Source organism: Paenarthrobacter nitroguajacolicus (assembly GCF_029952445.1).
Taxonomy (GTDB): Bacteria; Actinomycetota; Actinomycetes; order Actinomycetales; family Micrococcaceae; genus Arthrobacter; species Arthrobacter nitroguajacolicus_B.
This window is the reverse complement of record NZ_JAQPPK010000029.1, coordinates 38,937-59,874: the sequence shown is the minus strand read 5'-3', so window position 1 is coordinate 59,874 and position 20,938 is coordinate 38,937. Positions and strand designations below refer to the sequence as shown.

General features: G+C 64.0%; 21 protein-coding genes. 17 read left to right on the top strand and 4 right to left on the bottom strand.

Features of this window, described 5'->3' with window-relative positions:
* Window positions 1-166 precede the first annotated feature (166 nt).
* On the bottom strand, window positions 167-1,486 hold the full coding sequence (locus PJL15_RS18600; protein WP_281452621.1) for an MFS transporter: 1,320 nt from the start codon (window positions 1,484-1,486) through the stop codon (window positions 167-169).
* 205 nt (window positions 1,487-1,691) lie between these two features.
* On the opposite strand from PJL15_RS18600, the gene PJL15_RS18595 reads away from it, so the two are divergent.
* The 12 genes from PJL15_RS18595 (at window position 1,692) to PJL15_RS18540 (ending at window position 13,144) form a co-directional block, all read left to right on the top strand.
* Window positions 1,692-2,462 (top strand): IclR family transcriptional regulator, encoded by a 771-nt coding sequence (locus PJL15_RS18595; RefSeq protein WP_281452620.1) that lies wholly within the window; start codon window positions 1,692-1,694, stop codon window positions 2,460-2,462.
* A gap of 199 nt (window positions 2,463-2,661) precedes the next feature.
* Window positions 2,662-3,579 (top strand): shikimate dehydrogenase, encoded by a 918-nt coding sequence (locus PJL15_RS18590; protein WP_281452619.1) that lies wholly within the window; start codon window positions 2,662-2,664, stop codon window positions 3,577-3,579.
* The gene (locus PJL15_RS18585) at window positions 3,579-5,453 is read left to right on the top strand and encodes a bifunctional sugar phosphate isomerase/epimerase/4-hydroxyphenylpyruvate dioxygenase family protein (protein WP_281452618.1); all 1,875 of its coding nucleotides are present in this window, start codon (window positions 3,579-3,581) and stop codon (window positions 5,451-5,453) included. Before PJL15_RS18590 ends, PJL15_RS18585 begins: the two co-directional genes overlap by 1 nt.
* Before the next feature lie 44 nt (window positions 5,454-5,497).
* A complete protein-coding gene (pcaH, locus tag PJL15_RS18580; RefSeq protein WP_281452617.1) occupies window positions 5,498-6,367 on the top strand; it encodes a protocatechuate 3,4-dioxygenase subunit beta in 870 nt (289 codons plus the stop codon).
* A 4-nt stretch (window positions 6,368-6,371) separates the two neighbouring features.
* The gene (pcaG, locus tag PJL15_RS18575; protein ID WP_281452616.1) at window positions 6,372-6,980 is read left to right on the top strand and encodes a protocatechuate 3,4-dioxygenase subunit alpha; all 609 of its coding nucleotides are present in this window, start codon (window positions 6,372-6,374) and stop codon (window positions 6,978-6,980) included.
* Window positions 6,977-8,398 (top strand): lyase family protein, encoded by a 1,422-nt coding sequence (locus PJL15_RS18570; protein WP_281452615.1) that lies wholly within the window; start codon window positions 6,977-6,979, stop codon window positions 8,396-8,398. Before pcaG ends, PJL15_RS18570 begins: the two co-directional genes overlap by 4 nt.
* Entirely contained in the window at window positions 8,391-9,194 is an 804-nt protein-coding gene (locus PJL15_RS18565) for an alpha/beta fold hydrolase (protein WP_281452614.1), read from the top strand. The genes PJL15_RS18570 and PJL15_RS18565 overlap by 8 nt, the downstream gene beginning before the upstream one ends.
* Entirely contained in the window at window positions 9,191-9,637 is a 447-nt protein-coding gene (pcaC, locus tag PJL15_RS18560) for a 4-carboxymuconolactone decarboxylase (RefSeq protein WP_281452613.1), read from the top strand. Before PJL15_RS18565 ends, pcaC begins: the two co-directional genes overlap by 4 nt.
* A gap of 77 nt (window positions 9,638-9,714) precedes the next feature.
* Window positions 9,715-10,935 carry a thiolase family protein gene (locus PJL15_RS18555; RefSeq protein WP_281452612.1) on the top strand — a complete coding sequence of 407 codons (1,221 nt, stop codon included), beginning with the start codon at window positions 9,715-9,717 and terminating at the stop codon, window positions 10,933-10,935.
* 5 nt (window positions 10,936-10,940) lie between these two features.
* A complete protein-coding gene (locus PJL15_RS18550; RefSeq protein ID WP_281452611.1) occupies window positions 10,941-11,624 on the top strand; it encodes a 3-oxoacid CoA-transferase subunit A in 684 nt (227 codons plus the stop codon).
* 2 nt (window positions 11,625-11,626) lie between these two features.
* Window positions 11,627-12,295, top strand: coding sequence for a 3-oxoacid CoA-transferase subunit B (locus tag PJL15_RS18545; RefSeq protein WP_281452610.1), 669 nt, complete (start codon window positions 11,627-11,629; stop codon window positions 12,293-12,295).
* Between the two features lie 45 nt (window positions 12,296-12,340).
* Window positions 12,341-13,144: an IclR family transcriptional regulator domain-containing protein gene (locus PJL15_RS18540; protein WP_281452609.1), complete on the top strand. Its 804-nt coding sequence runs from the start codon at window positions 12,341-12,343 to the stop codon at window positions 13,142-13,144.
* A gap of 12 nt (window positions 13,145-13,156) precedes the next feature.
* Here PJL15_RS18540 and PJL15_RS18535 read toward each other — a convergent pair whose 3' ends face one another.
* The 3 genes from PJL15_RS18535 to PJL15_RS18525 all read right to left on the bottom strand — a co-directional run bounded on the left by PJL15_RS18535 (window position 13,157) and on the right by PJL15_RS18525 (window position 14,466).
* Window positions 13,157-13,501 (bottom strand): iron chaperone, encoded by a 345-nt coding sequence (locus PJL15_RS18535; RefSeq protein WP_281452608.1) that lies wholly within the window; start codon window positions 13,499-13,501, stop codon window positions 13,157-13,159.
* Between the two features lie 84 nt (window positions 13,502-13,585).
* On the bottom strand, window positions 13,586-13,966 hold the full coding sequence (locus PJL15_RS18530) for a VOC family protein (protein ID WP_281452607.1): 381 nt from the start codon (window positions 13,964-13,966) through the stop codon (window positions 13,586-13,588).
* A 101-nt stretch (window positions 13,967-14,067) separates the two neighbouring features.
* The gene (locus tag PJL15_RS18525; protein WP_018779341.1) at window positions 14,068-14,466 is read right to left on the bottom strand and encodes a RidA family protein; all 399 of its coding nucleotides are present in this window, start codon (window positions 14,464-14,466) and stop codon (window positions 14,068-14,070) included.
* Window positions 14,467-14,601: 135 nt separating this feature from the next.
* On the opposite strand from PJL15_RS18525, the gene PJL15_RS18520 reads away from it, so the two are divergent.
* Genes PJL15_RS18520 through PJL15_RS18500 form a run of 5 tightly spaced genes read left to right on the top strand, consistent with a single transcriptional unit; the run spans window position 14,602 to window position 20,936 of the window.
* Window positions 14,602-15,438: a fumarylacetoacetate hydrolase family protein gene (locus PJL15_RS18520; protein WP_281452606.1), complete on the top strand. Its 837-nt coding sequence runs from the start codon at window positions 14,602-14,604 to the stop codon at window positions 15,436-15,438.
* Window positions 15,439-15,464: 26 nt separating this feature from the next.
* The gene (locus tag PJL15_RS18515) at window positions 15,465-15,947 is read left to right on the top strand and encodes a cupin domain-containing protein (RefSeq protein ID WP_281452605.1); all 483 of its coding nucleotides are present in this window, start codon (window positions 15,465-15,467) and stop codon (window positions 15,945-15,947) included.
* 3 nt (window positions 15,948-15,950) lie between these two features.
* Window positions 15,951-16,817 (top strand): acyl-CoA thioesterase, encoded by an 867-nt coding sequence (locus PJL15_RS18510; protein ID WP_281452604.1) that lies wholly within the window; start codon window positions 15,951-15,953, stop codon window positions 16,815-16,817.
* 43 nt (window positions 16,818-16,860) lie between these two features.
* Entirely contained in the window at window positions 16,861-18,531 is a 1,671-nt protein-coding gene (locus tag PJL15_RS18505; RefSeq protein ID WP_281452603.1) for an AMP-binding protein, read from the top strand.
* 14 nt (window positions 18,532-18,545) lie between these two features.
* The gene (locus PJL15_RS18500) at window positions 18,546-20,936 is read left to right on the top strand and encodes a bifunctional salicylyl-CoA 5-hydroxylase/oxidoreductase (protein WP_281452602.1); all 2,391 of its coding nucleotides are present in this window, start codon (window positions 18,546-18,548) and stop codon (window positions 20,934-20,936) included.
* The last annotated feature ends 2 nt before the right edge of the window (window positions 20,937-20,938 follow it).

Genomic DNA, 20,938 nt, shown 5'->3' with positions numbered 1-20,938 from the left:
GGCGGCCCTGCAGAACACGCTGGACAAGGATCCTTCTACCGGTGGGAGTCAGGCGGGCATTACGGTGGACCATGAAGACCTCTTAGTCGTTCGGTGTGTGTGGTAACCACCAACCTAAGAGGTCTTCACCCTTTCACGATGTAACCAACCTGCTGGCCGAGTACAGCTAGCGCAAGCCGAGTTCCGCCGTCGGGACCTTTGCTGATTCGCGGGCGGTGGAGGCCGAGATGATCGCAATGAGGCAGACCACGGCGGTGAAGATCGAGACAGGAACCCAACCACCGGGCTTGGTGCCGCCGATTGCGGTCACGATGGTCGGGGCGAATCCTGCTGCGAGGAACCCGAGCTGCGTGCCGATTGCCAGGCCGGAGAAACGGACCTTGGTGCTGAACATTTCACCGTAGAACGACGGCCACACAGCGTTGGCTGCCGCGTAGCCGAAGGAGAAGTACACGACGGCGGCGAGGAACATGAGCGGCGTGGAACCTGATTCGAAGCTCAGGAAGAAGAACGGCGTCATGATGGCACTGGCCACGGCTCCGTAGATGAAGACGGGCTTCCGGCCGATCTTGTCCGCGAGCTTGCCGAAAAATGGCTGGGTTCCAAGGGCTACCGCGTTGGCTACTACCACCAACCACAGCGTGATGGTGCTGTTCACGTGGGCCACATCCTGGGCGTACTTGATGGCCAGGGTGCCAAAAACGGTGCTGACTGCCGCGATGAACGCGCAGCAGATCACCCGGAGGACGTCCTGCCAGTGATGCTTCAGCAGGTCAGCGATGGGGAGTTTGGCAATCTCGTTGTTCTTCTGTGCTTCGGCGAAGGCGGGCGGTTCGTGCAGGGTGCGCCGGATGAAGAATGCCACCAGTACCACTACTGCGCTGAGCCAGAACGGAATGCGCCAGCCGATGCCGTACTTGATCTCGTCGGGCAGTGCTACCACTGGAATGAAGACGAGTGCTGCCAGGATCTGGCCGCCCTGTGTTCCTGTGAGGGTCCACGAGGTGAAGAAGGAGCGGCGGTTGTCCGGCGCGTGTTCCAAGGTCATGGAGGAAGCGCCGGCTTGCTCACCAGCGGCTGACAAGCCCTGGCAAAGCCGGGCGAGCACCAGGAGGATCGGGGCACCCCAGCCGATGGTCTTGAAGTCCGGCAAGCAGCCGATCACGAACGTGGACGCACCCATGAGGACCAGGGTGAACATGAGGACCTTTTGCCGGCCGATCCGGTCGCCGAAGTGCCCCAGGAACGCCGCGCCGATGGGACGGGCAAGGTACGCAAAGCCGAACGTGGCAAAGGACATGACGGCTGCGTTGGTGTCCGCGTCCGGGAAGAAGACGTGGGGGAAGATCAGGGCCGCTGCGGAGCCGAAGATGAAGAAGTCGTAATACTCGACGGCGCTGCCCAGGAAGCTGGCGAGGGCTGCTTTCTTAGGGGTTCCTGCGGGTTCGGTGATGCCTGGCGTCGCCGACGGCATTGTTTGGCTCATTGGGTGTTCCTTCTGTGACTACGGTGTCGCGGATAGAGCTACAGCGGGAGACCCAAGCGAGGTGCGGCCGGTCTATCCCTCATCAAGTAACCACATGGTGAGAGCTACTTGCGCAATACAGCAATGATGACTGTGAGTACGGTCACTTGTCAAGAGATGTCACCACCATCTAGAAATAGCTCTCACCATGTGAGAGCATCAAGGTATGAGTGTGAAAGAGGACACAAAGACCGACATGGTCGGCAAGGCCCTTGGCCTGTTGGTACTGCTGGGAAACGAGCCCAAGGGAGCGAGTGCTGCGGACCTGGCCAGAAGCGCCGGGCTGCCATTCAGCACCACTTACCGGCTGCTGGGCTCCCTGACCCGCGACGGATTCGTCGATTACGAGCCTGACGGGCGTCGCTACCATCTGGGATTACGGGTCTTCCAGCTTGGCCAGCGCGTTTCCAATCACCACGGCTTTGCAGCCACCGCTTTGCCGGTCCTGCAGCGCGTCACTGAGCGTACGCACGAGGCCACCATCCTGTCGGTCCGCGACGGCGACCACCATCTCACGGTCAACAAGGTGGACGGCCCCAAGACTTTCCGAGTCACCAGTGACCCTGGCCATCTGGGGGCGTTGCACACGACGTCCGTGGGTAAGGCCCTGGTCGCCTTCGAAGACGAGCTCGAACGCAAGCGGCTCATCGAGGAGTTGCCCTTGGATCCGCTCACCGAACGTTCCATCACTGACCGGGAGGCCTTCCGGGCGGAGATCGAGCAGGTCCGCCGCCAGGGCTATGCCGTGATGGACGAGGAAAACGAGATCGGCATGCGCGCCGTCGCCGTTCCCGTCCTGAACTCGCAGGGCCACGCCTTCGCCTCGCTTGCCGTCGCCGTCCCGGTTTTCCGCCTCACGATGGAGGAGCTGATCGCGCACGTACCCACCCTCCAAGAAGCCGCGGCTGAACTCGCGGCCCGACTGCCCCAGCGCTGACCCAACTAGGTGACAGTAACCGTCCCAATGAGCGCTGATTGGAACGTTTGCTGTCACCTAGTTGGGTACGCCGAATGACAAATGTTCGCGATAAGAACAAGCGTGCGGAATATGAACACTTGTAGTAATCTAACTAACACCCGGCAATGCGGAGCCCCGGAAATACCCGCCGCCTTGCCGAAGTCAAAGGAGCTTTAGGATGAGCAACCGAGCCGAGTCCGTTCTGGTGGGCCTCGTTGGCGAAGGCGTCATGCCTTCGCTCACGCCGCCCATGCACGAACGCGAAGCCGATGTGCAAGGCCTTCGCTTGCTGTACCGCCCCATCGACCTGCTGGAACTCGAATTGCCGGCCGCCGCCGTCGGGGATCTCCTCACCGCAGCGCGGCGTATGGGCTTCAACGGCGTCAACATCACGCACCCGTGCAAGCAGTTGGTGCTGGGGCACCTTGACGAAATTTCCGACGACGCCGCGCGGCTGGGTGCCGTGAACACGGTCCTGATCCAGGACGGCCGCTTCATCGGACACAACACAGACTTCTCCGGTTTCGGCGCAGCCCTCGCCAATGGCCTTCCCGGTGCGAAGCTCAACCACGTGGTCCAATTAGGCGCTGGCGGCGCAGGTTCCGCCGTCGCCTATGCACTCCTCAAAGCCGGCGTCGGAACGCTGGACCTTGTGGACATGGACGCCAACCGCGCTGCGGAACGCGCCGCGGAACTTGGCGGGCTCTTCCCGTCCGCCACGGTCACGCCGCGCACGCCGGCACAGCTGAGTGAGCTGATGCCCCTCGCCGACGGCCTTGTGCACTGCACACCGATCGGCATGGCCGCCCACCCGGGTCTCCCTCTGGACATCGAGCTGCTTGAGGCGCGCCACTGGGTAGCGGACATCGTTTATCGGCCAATCGAAACGCGGCTGGTTCGCGAAGCGCGCGCCAAAGGCTGCAAAGTCCTCGACGGCGGCCGCATGGCGGTGGGCCAGGCGGCGGACGCGTTCAAGCTCTTCACCGGAAGGGACGCAGACCGTGATCGCATGCGCGCACATTTCCTGGAGCTGATTGCCCTGGAAGACGCCGCAGCCGCGCTCGCCGGTGGCACCTTCGCAAAGGCGGCACACTGATGCGCACCGGAATAGCCACAGTCTGCCTCTCCGGCACGCTGAAGGAAAAGATGCAGGCCTGCGCCATTGCGGGTTTCGACGGCATCGAGATTTTCGAGCAGGACCTGGTGACGTCCCCGCTGAGTCCCGAAGACGTCCGGAAAATGGCGGCCGACCTGGGCCTGGGCCTTGATCTCTACCAGCCGTTCCGCGATTTCGACGGCGTCACACCGGAGCTGCTGAAGGCCAACCTGAAGCGGGCGGAAGCCAAGTTCAACCTGATGGAACGGCTGGGCATGGACACCATCCTGGTCTGCTCCAACGTGGCCACGGCAACCATCGACGACGACGAACTCCGCGCCCAACAGCTGCGCGAGCTCGCCGAACTGGCCGGGGACCACGGCGTCAAAGTGGCCTATGAGGCGCTTGCTTGGGGCAAGTACGTCAACGATTACGAGCACGCCTACCGCCTGGTGGAGATGGTGGACCATGCCAACCTCGGCACCTGCCTGGACTCCTTCCATATCCTGTCCCGCGACTGGGATACTGCGCCGATCGAAGACATCAACGCGGACAAGATTTTCTTCGTCCAGGTTGCCGACGCCCCCAAGCTCTCCATGGATGTGCTGTCCTGGAGCCGTCACTACCGGGTTTTCCCCGGGGAGGGACAGTTCGAGCTCGCCAAGTTCATGGGACACGTAGTCCGCGCGGGCTACACGGGTCCGGTCTCACTCGAGGTATTCAACGACGTCTTCCGCCAGTCGGATGTGGATCGGACGGCCGTGGATGCCATGCGTTCGCTCATCTGGCTGGAAGAACAAAGCGCCAAGTGGCTGGCGAGCACCCCCGGTGAAACCGCAGCCGGCAACGGAAGCGCGTCCCGCCGTCGTTATCCCATGGAACTTGCCACGCTGCCCAAGGTGAACGAGCCCGCAGGCTTCAACTTCGCCGAGGTCAAAGCCGACGACACCGCCCAGCTGGAGAAACTCCTGGGCCAACTGGGCTTCGGCTTTGAGGGCCGGCACCGCACCAAGGACGTCCAGCTGTGGACCATGGGGCAGGCCCGCGTGATCATCAACGAGCAAGCGGCGTCGCACGCGGAGCCTGCTATCGCCGCTTTGGGGTTCGACGTCGACTCGCCGGTGATTGCCTCCGCCCGCGCCCAGCAACTCAAGGCCCCTGTGGTCGCCCGGAAGGTCCAGGCGGACGAGGAAGTGTTCCAGGGCATCGCCGCCCCGGACTCCACGGAGATCTTCCTGTGCCAGGGCAGCCCGGACGGCACGGCGGCATGGACACACGAGTTCGGCGAAGGGCTGGAACGCCCCCACGCTGAACAAAACGCCGTGATCGACCACGTAAATTTGGCCCAGCCGTGGCAGCACTTCGACGAAGCAGTCCTCTTCTACACCAGCGCCCTCGCTCTGGAGCCACAGCCCTTCGCGGAGGTTCCGAGCCCCAGCGGCCTCGTGCGCTCGCAGGTCATGGAAACCAGCAACGGCGCCGTGAGGCTGGTGCTGAACCTGGCTCCCGCGCAGCAATCCCAGGAAACACAGCGCAAAACGTACCAGGAACACATTGCTTTCGCCGTGGACGACCTCGTGGCGACAGCCCGGGCCGCCCGCGACCGTGGCCTTGAGTTCCTGCAGATTCCGGCCAACTACTACGAGGACCTGGATGCGCGGTTCGATCTTGAACCCGGATTCCTGGCCACCCTCAAGGAGCTCAACCTCCTGTACGACCGAGACGCCAACGGCGAATTCCTCCACTTTTACACCGCCACAGTGGGCAGTGTGTTCTTCGAGATGGTGGAACGCCGGGGCAACTACGACGGCTACGGGGCGCCCAACGCCCCTGTTCGCCACGCCGTCCAATACGACTCACTCCACCGGGCCTAGCCGCCCAGCCAACCAAGAGAACCAACCATCGAAAGGAGCCGGCTGTGCCGCAAGAATACACCGCACAAGCTCTCGAAACCGAGGAACTCGTGCCGCCAGCTGAACCGCACGCCGCGCACGATGCCAAGAAGGTTGAGACGCAGGCGGATCTCAGCGCTGAGATCAACGGCATTAAGGATCGCTACACCCAGTCGTTGAAGGACGGCAAGGCTGCCGAGACCATGCCGCGCCTCGACTACGCGCCGTACCGCAGCAGTATCCTGCGCCATCCCACCAAGAGCCTGCACCACGCGGACCCGGAAACCATTGAGCTTTACTCGCCCGCGTTCGGCCACCAGGACGTGCACGCGCTGGAATCGGACCTGACCATCCAGCACAACGGAGAGCCGCAGGGTGAGCGCATCATCGTCGCGGGTCGTGTCCTTGACGGCGACGGCCGCCCGGTTGCCGGTCAGCTCGTTGAGATCTGGCAGGCCAACGCCTCCGGCCGCTACATCCACAAGCGCGATCAGCACCCCGCACCGCTGGACCCGAACTTCACCGGCGTCGGGCGTTGCATCACCGGCGACGACGGCTCCTACTCCTTCACCACCATCAAGCCCGGCGCGTACCCGTGGAAGAACCACCTCAACGCCTGGCGCCCGGCCCACATCCACTTCTCCATGTTCGGCTCGGAATTCACGCAGCGCATCGTCACCCAGATGTACTTCCCGGGCGACCAGTTGTTCCCGCTGGACCCCATCTACCAGTCGATCGTGGACCAGGACGCCCGCGACCGCCTGGTGGCACAGTACGACCATGAGCTCACCAGCCCTGAGTGGGCCCTCGGCTACAAATGGGACATCATCCTGACCGGTTCCAAGCGGACCTGGACCGAAAACGAAGCATACGGCGACGCCGGGGACGAGGAGTAAGCGCATGAGCAAGCTGGCACCCACACCGGGCCAGACCGTAGGCCCCTTCTACGGCTACGCACTTCCCTTCAACAAGGACAACGAACTGCTCGCACCGGGCAGCCCCGGCAGCATCCGCCTCCAGGGCACCGTGTACGACGGCGCAGGCAACACCATCCCGGACGCCATCCTTGAAATCTGGCAGCCGGACTCCGATGGCAAGATCGTCCAGCGCACCGGTTCACTGGTCCGCGACGGGTACACCTTCACCGGCTGGGGCCGCAGCTCCGTTGGGAACTCCGGCGTGTACACGTTCACCACCGTGAACCCGGGGCCCACGGCGCAGGGAGCTGCGGCCTTCATCTCCGTGGCCGTCTTTGCCCGCGGACTCATGAACCGGCTCTTCACCCGCGTGTACCTGCCGGAAAACGAGGAAGCCCTGGCCAACGATCCCCTGCTGAGCTCCCTCGACCCTGAGCGCCGCAAGACCCTGATCGCACGCCGCGACGCCGACGGTGGCTTGACCTGGGACATCCGGCTGCAGGGTGGCGACGAGACCGTGTTCCTGGATTTCCAGCAGGACGGTTCGCTCGATCTGGCAACTGGCGATTCGGCAACGGAAAACCACTCATGACCAACGGCGACTTCGGCCTCCTCAGCCCCGTCACGGCGTCGCCCGCGGTGGCGGCGCTGACAGGCGACCGTGCCGTGATCGCGGCAATCCTCGACGTCGAAGCTGCTTGGGCGGCCGTCCTCGAGGAAGCCGGGCTCGCCCCGGCAGGATCCGCCGCCGTGGTGGCCGAAGCCGCCGATCCCGCCGCCTACGACGTCGCGGCCATCTCCGAACGCGCCCAAGGTGGCGGCAACCCGGTGATCCCCCTGCTTGGCGATCTTCGCGCCCGGGTCCGCGGGTTGGATGCTGACGGCGTCGGCGCAGGCAAGGCCGTCCACACCTCGCTCACCAGCCAGGACGTCCTCGATTCCGCCCTCATGCTGCTCGCCAGCCGCACCATCACGGCGTTGCTGGGTGACGTCAAAGGCACGACGACGGCGCTCGCCACTTTGGCGGCACACCATGCGGAGACGCTGTGCGTGGGCAGGAGCCTGACCCAGCATGCCCTTCCGTACACGTTCGGGCTGCGGGCTGCCGAGTGGTTCCACGGCGTGGCGGCTGCGGCTTCACGTTTGGCAGCCCTTGAGTTGCCAGTGCAATTCGGTGGCGCCGCAGGAACCCTGGCTTCCGGGTCCAAGCTGACAACCGGCTCTGCGGAAACGCCGTTCACGCTGGCTGACTCACTGGCCGCCAAGCTCGGCCTCGCGCCTGCCGCTGCTCCGTGGCACACCAACCGCCTCGCTGTCACGGGTCTCGGTGACGGCCTGGCTGCACTGGTTGATTCCTTCGGCAAGATCGCCGGGGACTTGCTGTTCCTGAGCCGCCCCGAAGTCGGGGAACTCGGTGAACCCTTGGCCGCCGGACGTGGTGTTTCCTCGGCAATGCCGCAGAAGCAAAACCCCGTGCTGTCAGTGCTGATCCGCAGCGCCGCGCTCCAGGCCCCGGCACTCGCGTCCCAGCTGCACCTGGCCGCAGCGACCTTCAACGACGAACGCCCGGACGGTGGCTGGCACACCGAATGGCCGGCCCTGCGCCAGTTGCTCGCGTTGGCCCTGGGCGCAGCCGGACACCTCCGCGAACTCACCGAGGGCCTCCGTGTCTTCCCCGAAGCCATGCGTCGGAACCTCGGGATCTCCGGTCCGCTGCTCCTCAGCGAAGGTGTGTCGGCCGCCGTCGCCCCTCTCCTGGGCGAGGACGGAAAGCAGAGGCTGCAGGCCGTCGTCGACCAGACTCTCGCAGCGCCGGCCCCGCAGCAGGCGGACACCTACCGCAAGCTCCTCCGGGAAGCAGTCCCGACCGGCAAGCTCCCTGACAACGAGCTTGAAGCCCTGTTGGATCCCGCCAGCTACCTCGGCGAAGCTGCCGAAATCAGCCGCCGGATTCTCGCCGCCTACCCCGACTTCACTGGATCCACTATGAAGGGAGCCCCTCGTGGCTAAGCCGATTATCAAGGCAGTGCTGCTGTCCCCGCAGCGTGAGCTGGGAGCCAAACCGCTCCTGGTGGCAGGCCCGTCTCTGGGAACGTCCACCGTGTTGTGGTCCGAGACCGCCGCTCTCCTGGGAGACGAATACGACGTCATCGGCTGGGACCTGCCCGGCCACGGCATCTCGCCGGCCGCCACGGAAGGTTTCGACGTCGCGGAACTGGCTGACGCCGTCGTCGATCTTGTCGATTCGGTTTCGCCGGGCGCAAAGTTCCACTACGCGGGCGTTTCGCTGGGCGGGGCCACCGGCCTGCAACTCGGGATCAAGTACGGCGACCGGCTTCGCAGCCTGTCGGTCCAGTGCTCCGGACCCAAGCTCGGAACTCCCGAGGGCTGGCTTGAGCGCGCGGAAACCGTGCGGTCGCTGGGAACTCCGGTGATGATCCAGGGTTCCGCTGAGCGTTGGTTCGGCCATGGATTCATGGACCGCCAGCCTGAGATCAGCAGCCGCCTGCTGCATGCGCTCCGGGACGCCGACCGTTTCAGCTACTCGTTCTGCTGCGAAGCGCTCGCCGGGTTGGATGTCCGCGACCAGGTGGGCAGCATTACCGTCCCCACCCAGGTGATTGCCGGCGTCGAGGACGAGGTAGCGCCGCCGTCGATGGCTGAGGAACTTGTAGCCGGAATCGTCGCTGGTGGCGGTACTGCCAAGGCAGTGGCGCTCGACGGCGTCGGGCACCTCGCGCCCGCAGAGGCGCCGGCCGTTGTGGCCGGACTGATGCGCACTTTCATGAAGGAGAACGGTCGATGAGCACTTCTGAGGTCAACGGTGCTGCCCGGAATGGCGCCGTGCAGGCGGATGCCACCGCGCAGGACATTTACGACGCCGGAATGGTGGTTCGCCGCGAAGTGCTTGGCGACGCGCATGTGGATCGCGCGAACGCCGCCAAGGATGCCTTTACAGAGGACTACCAGGACATGATCACCCGGATCGCCTGGGGTGGGATCTGGACGCGGCCCGGGCTAAGCCGGCAGATGCGCTCCGCCGTAACCCTGACCGCGCTGGTGGCCCACGGGCACTGGGAGGAGCTCGCCATGCACGTGCGGGCGGCCCTCAACAACGGCCTGAGCAGGGACGAGATCAAGGAAATCCTGCTCCAGACCGCCATCTATTGCAGTGTTCCGTCGGCCAACTCGGCGTTCAAGACGGCCCAAAAAGTATTCGCAGAAATCGACGCCAACTCACCCAACTAAGTAACAGCACATGTCCCAATGAGGGCTCATAGCAACGTTTGCTGTCACTTAGTTGGGTACACAGATAAGGAAATTCCATGAACCAGGCTTTTGTGTACGACGCCGTGCGCACTCCGTTTGGCAAGTTCGGCTCCGGTCTTGCCGCCGTCCGCCCCGATGACCTTGCAGCCCACGTGGTCCGCGAGTCTGTTCGCCGAGCCCCGGGGTTGGATGTTGAGCGGATCGATGAGGTGGTGTTCGGCAACGCCAACGGTGCCGGCGAGGAAAACCGCAACGTGGCCCGCATGGCTACCCTGCTGGCTGGCCTGCCCGTGTCGATTCCGGGGACCACGGTCAACCGTCTGTGCGGCTCTTCCTTGGATGCGGCGATCATCGCTTCCCGGCAGATCAACGCCGGCGATGCCGAGCTGATGCTGGTGGGCGGCGCCGAATCCATGTCCCGTGCGCCGTGGGTTTTGCCCAAGACCTCCAAGCCCTACCCGGCCGGTGACATGACACTCGCGTCCACCACCCTTGGCTGGCGCCTGGTGAACCCGGCCATGAACAAGGACTGGACCATCTCCCTGGGCGAAGCCACGGAACGGCTGCGCGAGAAGTACGGCATTACCCGTGAGCGGCAGGACCAGTTTGCCGCTGATTCGCACAACCTGGCCGATGCCGCGTGGAACGAAGGCTTCTACGACAACCTTGTCACTGCAGTTCCGGGCACGGACCTGGTCCGTGATGAGGGTATCCGGGCGGGTTCTTCGGCGGAGAAGCTGGCTGGTCTGAAGACAGTGTTCCGTCCCGAGGGTTCAGGGCACGACGGCGGTACGGTCACCGCCGGGAACGCCTCACCTTTGTCTGATGGTGCTTCGGCGGCGTGGATCGGTTCCGAGGCTGCGTCCTCGATGCTGGGCCTTGATCCGTTGGCCCGCATCGCCGGCCGTGGCGCCCATGGCAATGATCCCCAGTTCTTCGGGTTCGCCCCGGTGGAGGCCGCGAACAAGGCCCTCGCGAAGGCGGGCATCGGCTGGGACCAGGTTGGTGCCGTCGAACTTAACGAGGCGTTCGCCGCGCAATCGCTGGCGTGCGTTGACGCGTGGGGGATCGACCCGGCAATCGTGAACCGCCACGGCGGGGCGATCGCGATGGGCCACCCGCTCGGGGCCTCCGGTACCCGCATCCTGGGCACGCTGGCGCGCTCCTTGCAGGCCTCCGGCCAGCGGTGGGGTGTCGCGGCGATCTGCATCGGCGTGGGCCAAGGCCTGGCTGTGGTGCTGGAAAACGTAACTGCCGGTGTTTCGGAAGGGGCCTGAGGGCGATGTTGAATTTCATTGACACTGTTGGCGAGGCCGTGGCCGGGATCCAGGACGGATCCACGGTGATGATCGGCGGGTTCGGCAACGCCGGGCAGCCGTTCGAATTGATCGATGCCCTCATGGAATGCGGCGCAAAGGACCTGACCGTGGTGAACAACAACGCCGGCCAGGGCGATCAGGGCCTCGCGTTGCTGATCAAGGAAGGCAGGGTCCGCAAGATGATCTGCTCGTTCCCGCGGCAGTCCGATTCCTGGCACTTCGATGCCAAGTTCCACGCCGGTGAGATCGAGCTGGAGCTGGTCCCGCAGGGCAACCTGGCCGAGCGCATCCGTGCAGCGGGTGCCGGTATTGGCGGGTTCTTCACGCCCACCGGTTACGGCACCACCTTGGCCGAGGGCAAGGAAACCCGCTTCCTGGACGGGAAATGGCAGGTCTTCGAAACGCCGATCCATGCCGACGTCGCGTTGATCAAGGCGTTGAAGGCCGACCGCAAGGGCAACCTCGTGTACCGCAAGACCGCCCGGAACTTCGGTCCCATCATGGCCGCCGCAGCCAAGCACACGGTCGTCCAGGTCTCGGAGATCGTGCCTACCGGTTCCCTGGATCCGGAGAACGTGGTGACGCCGGGGATTTACGTCAATACGGTAGTCCGCGTAGGCGGCCTCGACACGGAAAAGGTGGCCTGACCATGAGCACCGAAACCAGCATCCAGACCTCCGCGAAGCCGCTGGGCCGCGACGAACTCGCCCAGTTGGTGGCGCGGGACATCGCTCCGGGTTCGTTTGTGAACCTGGGCATCGGCCAGCCCACCCTGGTGTCGAACTACCTCACCGAGGAACAGAACATCACTCTCCACACGGAGAACGGAATGCTCGGCATGGGCCCGGCAGCCGAGGGCGAGGAGATCGACGGCGACCTGATAAACGCCGGCAAGATCCCCGTCACCGAGCTGCCCGGAGCCTCGTACTTCCACCACGCCGACTCGTTCGCGATCATGCGTGGCGGGCACCTGGACATTTGCGTCCTCGGCGCCTTCCAGGTCTCGGCAACGGGTGACCTCGCCAACTGGCACACAGGCGCCCCGGACGCGATCCCGGCCGTCGGAGGTGCCATGGATCTGGCCACGGGTGCCAAGGACGTCTTCGTGATGATGACCCTCCTGACCCGCGATGGTACGTCCAAGCTCGTGGAAGCCTGCACCTACCCGCTCACCGGCGTCGGCTGCGTAACCCGCGTGTACACGGACAAAGCGGTCTTCCTCACGGGCCCCGACGGCGTGACCGTCCGCGAGACGTTTGGATGCAGTTTTGAGGAAATCCAGGAACTCGTACCGCTTGCGCTGAAAAGGGCAGAGTAGGCGTCGCCGGTCCAGGCCCCGCAGCGCCATCTAGGATTGGTAACCATGACCGACTCCGCAGTTACCCCGCAGGCCAGCGACCAATATGTGCAGTCGTTGGCGCGGGGACTCGCTGTGATCCGGGCCTTCGACGCGAACAACCCAGTGATGACCCTGAGCGAAGTCGCAGCACGTACCGACCTGACCCGCGCAACCGCCAGGAGGTTCCTGCACACCTTGCTTGAGCTGGGCTACGTCCGGACCGACGGCAAGACGTTCGCGCTCACGGCCAAGGTGCTGCAGCTGGGGTATTCGTACCTGTCGGCGCTTTCCCTGCCACAATTGGCCCAGCCGCATCTGGAGCAACTCAGCCTGAAACTGGGGGAGTCCACCTCCGCGGCAGTACTGGACGGACAGGACATCTTCTACGTGGCACGCGTCGCCACCAAGCGCATCATGAACGTCGGCATCACGGTGGGCACGCGCTTCCCCGCCTATGCGACGTCGATGGGCCGGGTCCTGCTTGCCGGATTGCCGCAGGCAAAGTTCGAGGCTTACCTCTCGACGGCGGAACTCAAGCCGCTCACGCCGCGAACCGTAGCCAGCGTGCCTGACTTGAGGGCCGCCGTCGAGCGCGTCCGTGCGCAAGGTTGGTGTCTGCTGGACCAGGAACTGGAGATCGGCTTGATGTCCATCGCGGCTCCGGTGTGGAACCACAACAACGGCGACAACGTGGCAGCGATCAACGTGTCCCTCCAGGCCCAGGCAGTGGCTGCCCAGTCGGATCCCGAGAAGTACCTGGATTCAGTGCGGCTGGAAGTAGTGGCAACCGCCAACGCGATCTCGCAGGACGTGTCCGCGAAGCACTAGGAGTAGGCGGAGTTACTTCCGGATTGCCGCCAACCGGGTCTCGAGGATCCGCCGCACGAGCGAGTCCGGCACAGGATTGTCCACAGAAAACCGCAACGTCCCCGGCGACCACGAGTAGCCACCAAGTTCCTCCGACATCTCGGGCAGGATCTGGCCGCTGAACGGGTAGAGCGCCAAGTGCTTCTTCGTCTCCAGCACACTCACCAAGCCCTTGCCGTCAACCAGCAGCGCAGGCATGCCGTAGCTGGTGCCTTCCTCGGCATCGGGCGCGAGCTCACGCGCGATCCCCACGATCCGCTCCAACGCCGGACGGTTCGGCCCTGTGACGTTCTCCAAGTATTCAGTGACGGTTCCCATAGGGATATGGTGCGCCACCTGACGGGAATTTGTGTACAGGGCCGCCGCCGTTAAACGCGCTGGAAGGTTAAACGCGCCGGAAGGTTACGCGCGCTGCGAAAGATTGAGAATGTTGCCCTCGCTGTCCAGGAACCAGGCGGACTTTCCCCACTCATTCGTGGCTACGCCGTTTTCCGTCTTCAGGCCCGGGAAATCGTAGTCCTCAAAGACGACGCCGCGGCCACGCAGCTCCTCCATCTCCCGTTCCAGGTTGTCCGTTTCCCAGCCCATCTGGGTGTTCTTGGCCGAACCCGCGTTCTCAGTCTGATAAATAAGGAAGCCGGTACCCTTGCCGCACCGGTAGAAAAGGCTGTCGTCCTCCATGGTGTCGGAGGGCTCAAGTCCCAGCTTGTCCCGATAGAAGTCCTTCGCCCGGTCGATGTCCTTCGCGGCGAGGACGGACATGATCTCCAGATCCTTTAGCATGATGGTTCCTTTTGTTCGCCAGCTTGAGGGCGACAGGGTTCTGACACCCTCAGGGCCATTATGGAACCGAACTCAGCTCTCGGAAATAGCTGCCGCAGCTCTTAGCGCTCCGGAATTACCGCGATGCCCTGGATTTCGATCAAAGCCTCTTTTTGCCACAGCCGCGTGACGCCGATGCCCGCCATCGCGGGGTACTGCGAGCCGGCCATTTCACGCCAAAGGCGTCCGATTTCGCGGCCGTTGGCCATGTAGTCGTCCACGTCGGTGAGGTAGATGGTCACGTTGACCAGGTCTTCGGGCTCGCCGCCGGCCTCACGCAACGTGGTGAGGACGTTGGTGAATGCCTGCTTGAACTGCTCCACGATTCCGCCGGGAACGATGTTCATGTTTTTGTCCAAGGCCGTCTGTCCGCCCAGGAAGACCGTGTTGCCGGCCAGGATTCCGTGCGCGTAGCCGGATGGTTTGGCCAGTGACTCCGGGTTGATTGTTGTGTGGCTCATGCTGTTCCTCCTCGGTTGTGGCAACTGCAAAAACTTTCGGGAAGCCCCTGTGCAGATCATTTCCGCCGTGCTACGTTGAGCATATGTGACGATCGTAAAAAAGTCGACACATCCAAAAACCTGAAGGGAAACGCAATGAAACTCGCCACCTTGCGAACGGCCAGCGGAGGTACGACGGCGGCAATCGCCACGGGCGACGCCACCTACCTCGCGCTTCCGGCCAGTGATGTTGGCGCGCTCCTGGGACAGCCGGATTGGCGCGCCGTTGTGGACGCGGCGGCCGGAGAAACCATCGGCAACCCTGAGTACGCGGCCCTTACGCCGAACGCTCGCAAAGTGATCTGCTGCGGACTGAACTACGGCGACCACATCCAGGAAATGGGCCGCGAACTCCCGGAATACCCCACCCTGTTCGCCAAGTACGCCGATACCCTGGTAGGCGCCAACGACGCCGTGGAAGTCCACGGCAGCGGCCGCGTCGACTGGGAAGCCGAGCTGGCCGTCGTCGTGGGTTCCGAGCTGTACCGCGCCGATGAGGACCAGGCCCGCGAAGCCATCGCCGGGTACACGGTCGCCAATGATGTCTCCATGCGCGACTGGCAGAACCGCACCCTGCAGTGGTTCCAAGGAAAGGCCTGGGACGCAACTACCCCCGTGGGCCCGGTCATGGTCACGCCAGACGAGGCCGGCGGCCACTTCGATGTCCGCGGCTACGTCAACGGCGAGCTCGTGCAGCAAGGGAACACCAGCACCCTGGTGTTCGGCCCCGCGCAGCTGTTGTCCTACATTTCCCAGTTCACCATCCTTCGTCCTGGTGACCTCGTCCTGACGGGGACGCCCGGAGGAGTCGGCATGGGCATGACCCCGCCCCGCTTCCTTCAGGACGGGGACATCCTCACCACCGAAATCGACGGAATCGGCTGCCTGGAGAACACCTTCCGGATCCATTCATCCGTCGCGGCAAACGCCTGAAACCCACCCATTCAAAGGAGAACCCCATGAGCCAGTCCACCACTGAATACGTCCTTGAGGGCGACAACTCCATTTACGCCCAGCCTGATGGCAAGGTTGTCCCGGTGGTCACCCGCGCCGGAGAAGAGGACACCAACACTGCCCAGTCCGGCGACTGCATCCGGGTCTCGGGTGTCAGTATCCAGCACACCCCGGCAACCAAGATCTGGTTCGGCCAGGTGTCCAACACCCCCGGCTACCGCTCGCTCCCTCACCACCACGGAGAAGCCGAAACCGGCGGCTACGTGCTCCGCGGCCACGGCCGGATCTACTTCGGCGAGAACTACTCGGAGTTCCTGGACATGAAGGCCGGCGACTGGGTCTTCGTGCCCCCGTTCATGCCCCACGTCGAGGCCAACATGTCCGTCACCGAAGAGCTCGTCTGGCTGACCGCCCGCACCCCGGAAAACCTCGTGGTCAACCTGGAAGACGTTCCTGACGAGATCCTCGCCGATTACCGCAGGGCGTAGGCCATGATTACTGGAACCCTCACCTCGGAGACCTTCCTGAAGGCCGTGGAGCTCACGCAGGTTGACGCTGGGGTCTTCGACGAAGCATACGAAGCAACCACCCAGTACGTGCCGTGGCCAAAAGCCTATGGTGGAGACATGGTGGCACAGGCTGCGGCCGCAATGATGCGGTCCGTTGATGCTGACAGGACGCTGCACTCGATGCACAGCTATTTCATGCGCCCTGTGGATATCGGTTCCAGCGTCCGCTATGAGGTGGAGCGTTTGCGGGATGGCCGCGGATATTCCACACGGACGGTCCGCGGGTTCCAGAACGGCAAAGCCGTTTACGCCGCCATGGGTTCTTTCCAGGTTCCCGAGAACGGCCCGGACTTCCAGCCCGAGGCGCCTGCCGCCGTCGAGCCTGAATCGCTACGGACCGCAGCGGAGGCCCTGGACGGAACCGACGGGGCCGCCGCAGAGTACTGGTCGACCGGCCGGAGCTTCGACATGAGGCATATTCCCGGACCGGTATACATCGAACTGGAGGGCGGTCAGGTGCCCCAGCAGGCCATCTGGATCAAAGCCTTTGATGCGCTGCCTGACGACGCCGACCTCCACCGCACAGCGCTGGCTTACGTCTGCGATTACACGATTTTGGAGCCGCTGCTGCGGGTCAACGGCCTTAACTGGTCCAGCCCCGGACTCGCAACGGCCAGCCTGGACCACTCCATGTGGTTCCACCGCGACGGCCGCGCTGACAAATGGGTCCTGTATGCCCAGGAAGCCATATCCGGCCAAAGCAACAGGGGCCTCGCCATGGGCCGGTTCTTCGACCGGCAAGGAAGGCTCCTGGCAACAGTCGCCCAAGAAGGCATGATCCGCGCTTAACCCCACCCCCAGCTTCAACGACGCACCACTGAAAGGAACGGCCATGAGCATGTTGCCATCGGCCCACGTGGACACGTTCACCCGCGACCACTTGCCGCCCGCCGATACCTGGCCTGCGCTTGAATTCACCCTCCCCGAACTCCACTACCCCGAACGACTCAACGCAGCCGCTGTACTGATCGACGACGCCGTCGCCCAGTACGGAGCCGACCGCCCGGCCCTCCGCACTGCAGACGGCGAAGTCTGGAGCTACGGCGAGCTCCAGCAACACTCCAACCAGGTAGCCCAGGTCCTCACCGAAGACCTCGGGGTTGTTCCCGGCAACCGCGTCCTGCTGCGCGGCCCCAACAACCCGTGGATCGTCGCAGCTTGGCTCGGCGTCCTGAAGGCCGGCGCCGTGGTGGTTACCACCATGCCCATGCTGCGCTCCACCGAGGTCTCCACCCTGATCCAGCTCACCAAGCCCGTAGTGGCCATTTCCGACCACCGCTTTGTGGACGAGCTCGTGGTTGCGGCGGGGGACGACGTTGCAGTCCTCACCTACGGAGCAGACGACGGCGACGACCTCACCTCCCGTTGCGGGCGCAAAAACGGGGAGTTCACGGCTGTGGACACCTCCGCAGACGACGTTGCCCTGCTGGGTCCGACGTCGGGGACCACCGGTGTGCCGAAAGTGACCATGCATTTCCACCGGGACATCCTGGCCAATGCCGACACCTTCGCCCGCTACATCCTCGAGCCCACGGCGGATGATGTTTTTGCCGGATCGCCTCCGTTGGCCTTCACCTTCGGCTTGGGCGGCCTGGTGGTCTTCCCGCTGAGGTTCGGCGCGTCGTCGCTCCTGACGGAGAAGGCCGGGCCTGTGGAACTGGCCGGGCACGCTGCCGCGGCAGGCGCCACCATCCTCTTCACCGCCCCCACGGCATACAGGGCCATCCTGAAGGAGAAGCGCGGAGACCTCCTTCGTGGCTTGAGGGTTGCCGTCTCCGCCGGAGAGCACCTTTCCAAGGAGACCTGGGAAGCTGTCCGTGAGGCGACAGGGCTGCGCCTGGTCAACGGCATCGGGGCCACGGAAATGTTGCACGTGTTTATCTCCGCCGCCGGAGACGACATCCGGCCGGGCACCACCGGGCGGGCCGTGCCAGGCTTCAGGGCCACCATTTTGGACAACGACGGCAATGAACTCGGCCCGGGAAACATCGGCCGCCTTGCGGTCATCGGCCCCACCGGCTGCCGTTACCTGGACGATCCCCGGCAGGCCAACTACGTGGTCCGTGGCTGGAACGTCACGGGGGACACCTTCGCCATGGACGACGACGGGTACTTCACCTACCAGGCCCGCTCGGACAACATGATCGTCTCCTCCGGCTACAACATCGGCGGCCCCGAGGTTGAATCGGCCATCGACCAGCACCCGGATGTGGTGGAAAACGCGGTTATCGGAATCCCGGACGAGGAACGCGGCAGCATCGTCTGCGCCTTCGTCGTCCTGCGCGACGGAGTCACCGGCGACGCCGCCAAGCGCAAGGAAATCCAGGATTTCGTGAAGCAAACCATCGCTCCGTACAAATACCCGCGCGATGTCCGCTTCGTCACCGAACTTCCGCGCAATCCCAGCGGCAAGCTGCAGCACTTCAAGCTGCGCGACCGCGTCCTCGCACAGGACATCCCAAGCACAAACGAACTTACCCCTGCCGGCCAGAGCCAGGCCTGAAAAGGAGCATGACCATGAAAATCGCAATCGTAGGAGGCGGGCCCGGGGGCCTGTACTTCGCAGCATTGATGAAGCAGCTGGATCCGTCCCACGACATCACCCTGTGGGAACGCAACGCTGCGAGCGATACCTTTGGCTTCGGCGTCGTATTTTCGGATGAGACGCTGGGTGGGATCGGCAACGCCGATCCCGTGGTGGCCGAATACATGAGCCGCCGCTTCGCCCGCTGGTCGGACATCGACATCCATTTCCGGGGCGAAATGAAGACCGTGGGTGGCCAGGGATTCGCCGCCATGAGCCGCAAGGAACTCCTGGAACTGCTCCAGCGCCGCTGCATCGAACTGAACGTTGACGTGCGGTTCAGCACCCTGGCCCCGCCGGTGGAGGAACTCGAGGCCAACTACGACCTCGTGCTCGCGGCAGACGGCGTCAACTCACAGATCCGCGCCAAGTACGCCGAATCGTTCAAGCCGAATCTGGATCCACGGACCAACAAGTTCATGTGGCTCGGCACCAACCAGGTCTTTGAAGCCTTCAAGTTCTTCGTCAAGGAGACCGAATGGGGCGTCATGCAGATCCACGGCTACCCCTACTCGGACGAGGGCTCCACGTTCATTGTGGAAATGCATCAGGACGTCTGGCACGCGGCGGGCTTCGACGAGACCGCCAACGAAGTCTTCCCTCCCGGCGTGTCCGATGAGAAGGCGATCGCCAGGATCCGCGAAATCTTCGCCGAGGAACTGAACGGCTACGAGGTCCTCACCAACAACTCCAAGTGGATCAACTTCACCACCGTCCGCAACCAGAGCTGGCGCCACAACAATGTGGTGCTGCTGGGCGATGCTGCCCACACAGCCCACTTCTCGATTGGCTCCGGCACCAAGCTGGCCATGGAGGACTCCCTTGCGTTGGCCGCTTGCCTGCACGAGCACCCCACGGTGGAGGAAGCGCTCGAAGCCTACGAGGCAGAGCGCCGGCCCGTGGTGGCTTCCACCCAGCGTGCGGCCCAGGCTTCGCTGGAATGGTTCGAGCGCATCGGCCAGTACAAGGACCAGGACCCCACCCAGTTCGCGTTCAACCTGCTTACCCGCAGCCGCCGCATCACCCAGGAAAACCTGCGCCTTCGCGATCCGGAGTTTGCCGAGGCAGTGGACCGGAACTTCGCCTCCTCGCAGGGACTCACGGAAACCGCGCCGGCCATGTTCCAGCCGTTCCGCATCGGTGGCCTGGAGTTGAAGAACCGGATCGTCGTTTCGCCGATGGACATGTACTCCGCTGTCGACGGTATCCCGGGCGACTTCCACAAGGTCCATCTGGGCTCCAAGGCCTTGGGTGGTGCCGGCCTGGTCATGACCGAAATGGTGTGTGTATCCGAATCGGGCCGCATCACGCCCGGCTGTAGCGGCCTGTACACGGACGGGCAGCGGGACAGCTGGAAGGAAATCGTGGACTTCGTGCACGGCCGCTCCACCGCCAAGATCGGCGCGCAGTTGGGCCACTCCGGCCGCAAGGGCTCCACTAAGCTCATGTGGGAGGGCATCGACCAGCCCCTCGAGTCCGGCAACTGGACCGCCGTCGGGCCTTCCGCCCTGCCGTACAGCGCCGAAAACCAGACACCCGTGGAGCTGGACCGCGCCGGGATGGACGCCATCAAGGCGGAATTCGTCGCCTCCACGGTCCGTGCGGAGCAAGCCGGGTTCGACCTCCTGGAGATCCACGCCGCCCACGGCTACCTACTCTCCTCCTTCCTCTCGCCCGTTTCGAACAAGCGGACCGACGAATACGGTGGCAGCTTGGAGAACCGGCTGCGGTTCCCGCTTGAAGTGTTCGACGCCGTCCGCGCGGCATGGCCCGCCGACAAGCCTTTGACCGTGCGCATCTCCGCGACGGACTGGATCGAGGGCGGCAACACGTCCGACGATTCAGTGGAAATCGCGAAGGCGTTTGTTGAACACGGTGCCGCCGGCCTGGATGTCTCCACCGGCCAGGTGGCCAAGGAAGAGAAGCCCGCGTTCGGCCGCAGCTACCAAACGCCGTTCGCCGACCGGATCCGCCAGGAAGTTGCCGCACCGGCAGGCGTGGCGGTGATCGCCGTCGGCGCCATCTCCAGCTATGACGACGTGAACTCGATCCTTCTGGCTGGCCGCGCCGACTTGATCGCCCTGGGACGCACGCATCTGTACGATCCCCAGTGGACATTGCACGCTGCGGCCGAACAGGAATACCAAGGGCCCGGAGCGCAATGGATACCGCAGTTCCGCGCCGGTCGACGCAAGCCGCCAAGCTCGCGCACTGACGCTGTCCGCCCCCGCCTGTCGTTGCTGAAGGAAACGGACATTGAAGAATCCAACACCCACCTGCGCTGGACTCCCGAGTCTGCCGCCGCATCGCTGCTGGTGAAGTAGCC

Coding starts and splice junctions, on each gene's coding strand:
- PJL15_RS18525 (WP_018779341.1), bottom strand. CDS start 14,466: ATGAGCCACACAACAATCAACCCGGAGTCACTGGCCAAACCATCCGGC.
- PJL15_RS18590 (WP_281452619.1), top strand. CDS start 2,662: ATGAGCAACCGAGCCGAGTCCGTTCTGGTGGGCCTCGTTGGCGAAGGC.
- PJL15_RS18555 (WP_281452612.1), top strand. CDS start 9,715: ATGAACCAGGCTTTTGTGTACGACGCCGTGCGCACTCCGTTTGGCAAG.
- PJL15_RS18500 (WP_281452602.1), top strand. CDS start 18,546: ATGAAAATCGCAATCGTAGGAGGCGGGCCCGGGGGCCTGTACTTCGCA.
- PJL15_RS18515 (WP_281452605.1), top strand. CDS start 15,465: ATGAGCCAGTCCACCACTGAATACGTCCTTGAGGGCGACAACTCCATT.
- PJL15_RS18545 (WP_281452610.1), top strand. CDS start 11,627: ATGAGCACCGAAACCAGCATCCAGACCTCCGCGAAGCCGCTGGGCCGC.
- PJL15_RS18600 (WP_281452621.1), bottom strand. CDS start 1,486: ATGAGCCAAACAATGCCGTCGGCGACGCCAGGCATCACCGAACCCGCA.
- PJL15_RS18595 (WP_281452620.1), top strand. CDS start 1,692: ATGAGTGTGAAAGAGGACACAAAGACCGACATGGTCGGCAAGGCCCTT.
- PJL15_RS18520 (WP_281452606.1), top strand. CDS start 14,602: ATGAAACTCGCCACCTTGCGAACGGCCAGCGGAGGTACGACGGCGGCA.
- PJL15_RS18570 (WP_281452615.1), top strand. CDS start 6,977: ATGACCAACGGCGACTTCGGCCTCCTCAGCCCCGTCACGGCGTCGCCC.
- pcaC (WP_281452613.1), top strand. CDS start 9,191: ATGAGCACTTCTGAGGTCAACGGTGCTGCCCGGAATGGCGCCGTGCAG.
- PJL15_RS18550 (WP_281452611.1), top strand. CDS start 10,941: ATGTTGAATTTCATTGACACTGTTGGCGAGGCCGTGGCCGGGATCCAG.
- pcaG (WP_281452616.1), top strand. CDS start 6,372: ATGAGCAAGCTGGCACCCACACCGGGCCAGACCGTAGGCCCCTTCTAC.
- PJL15_RS18530 (WP_281452607.1), bottom strand. CDS start 13,966: ATGCTAAAGGATCTGGAGATCATGTCCGTCCTCGCCGCGAAGGACATC.
- PJL15_RS18510 (WP_281452604.1), top strand. CDS start 15,951: ATGATTACTGGAACCCTCACCTCGGAGACCTTCCTGAAGGCCGTGGAG.
- PJL15_RS18535 (WP_281452608.1), bottom strand. CDS start 13,501: ATGGGAACCGTCACTGAATACTTGGAGAACGTCACAGGGCCGAACCGT.
- PJL15_RS18585 (WP_281452618.1), top strand. CDS start 3,579: ATGCGCACCGGAATAGCCACAGTCTGCCTCTCCGGCACGCTGAAGGAA.
- PJL15_RS18540 (WP_281452609.1), top strand. CDS start 12,341: ATGACCGACTCCGCAGTTACCCCGCAGGCCAGCGACCAATATGTGCAG.
- PJL15_RS18505 (WP_281452603.1), top strand. CDS start 16,861: ATGAGCATGTTGCCATCGGCCCACGTGGACACGTTCACCCGCGACCAC.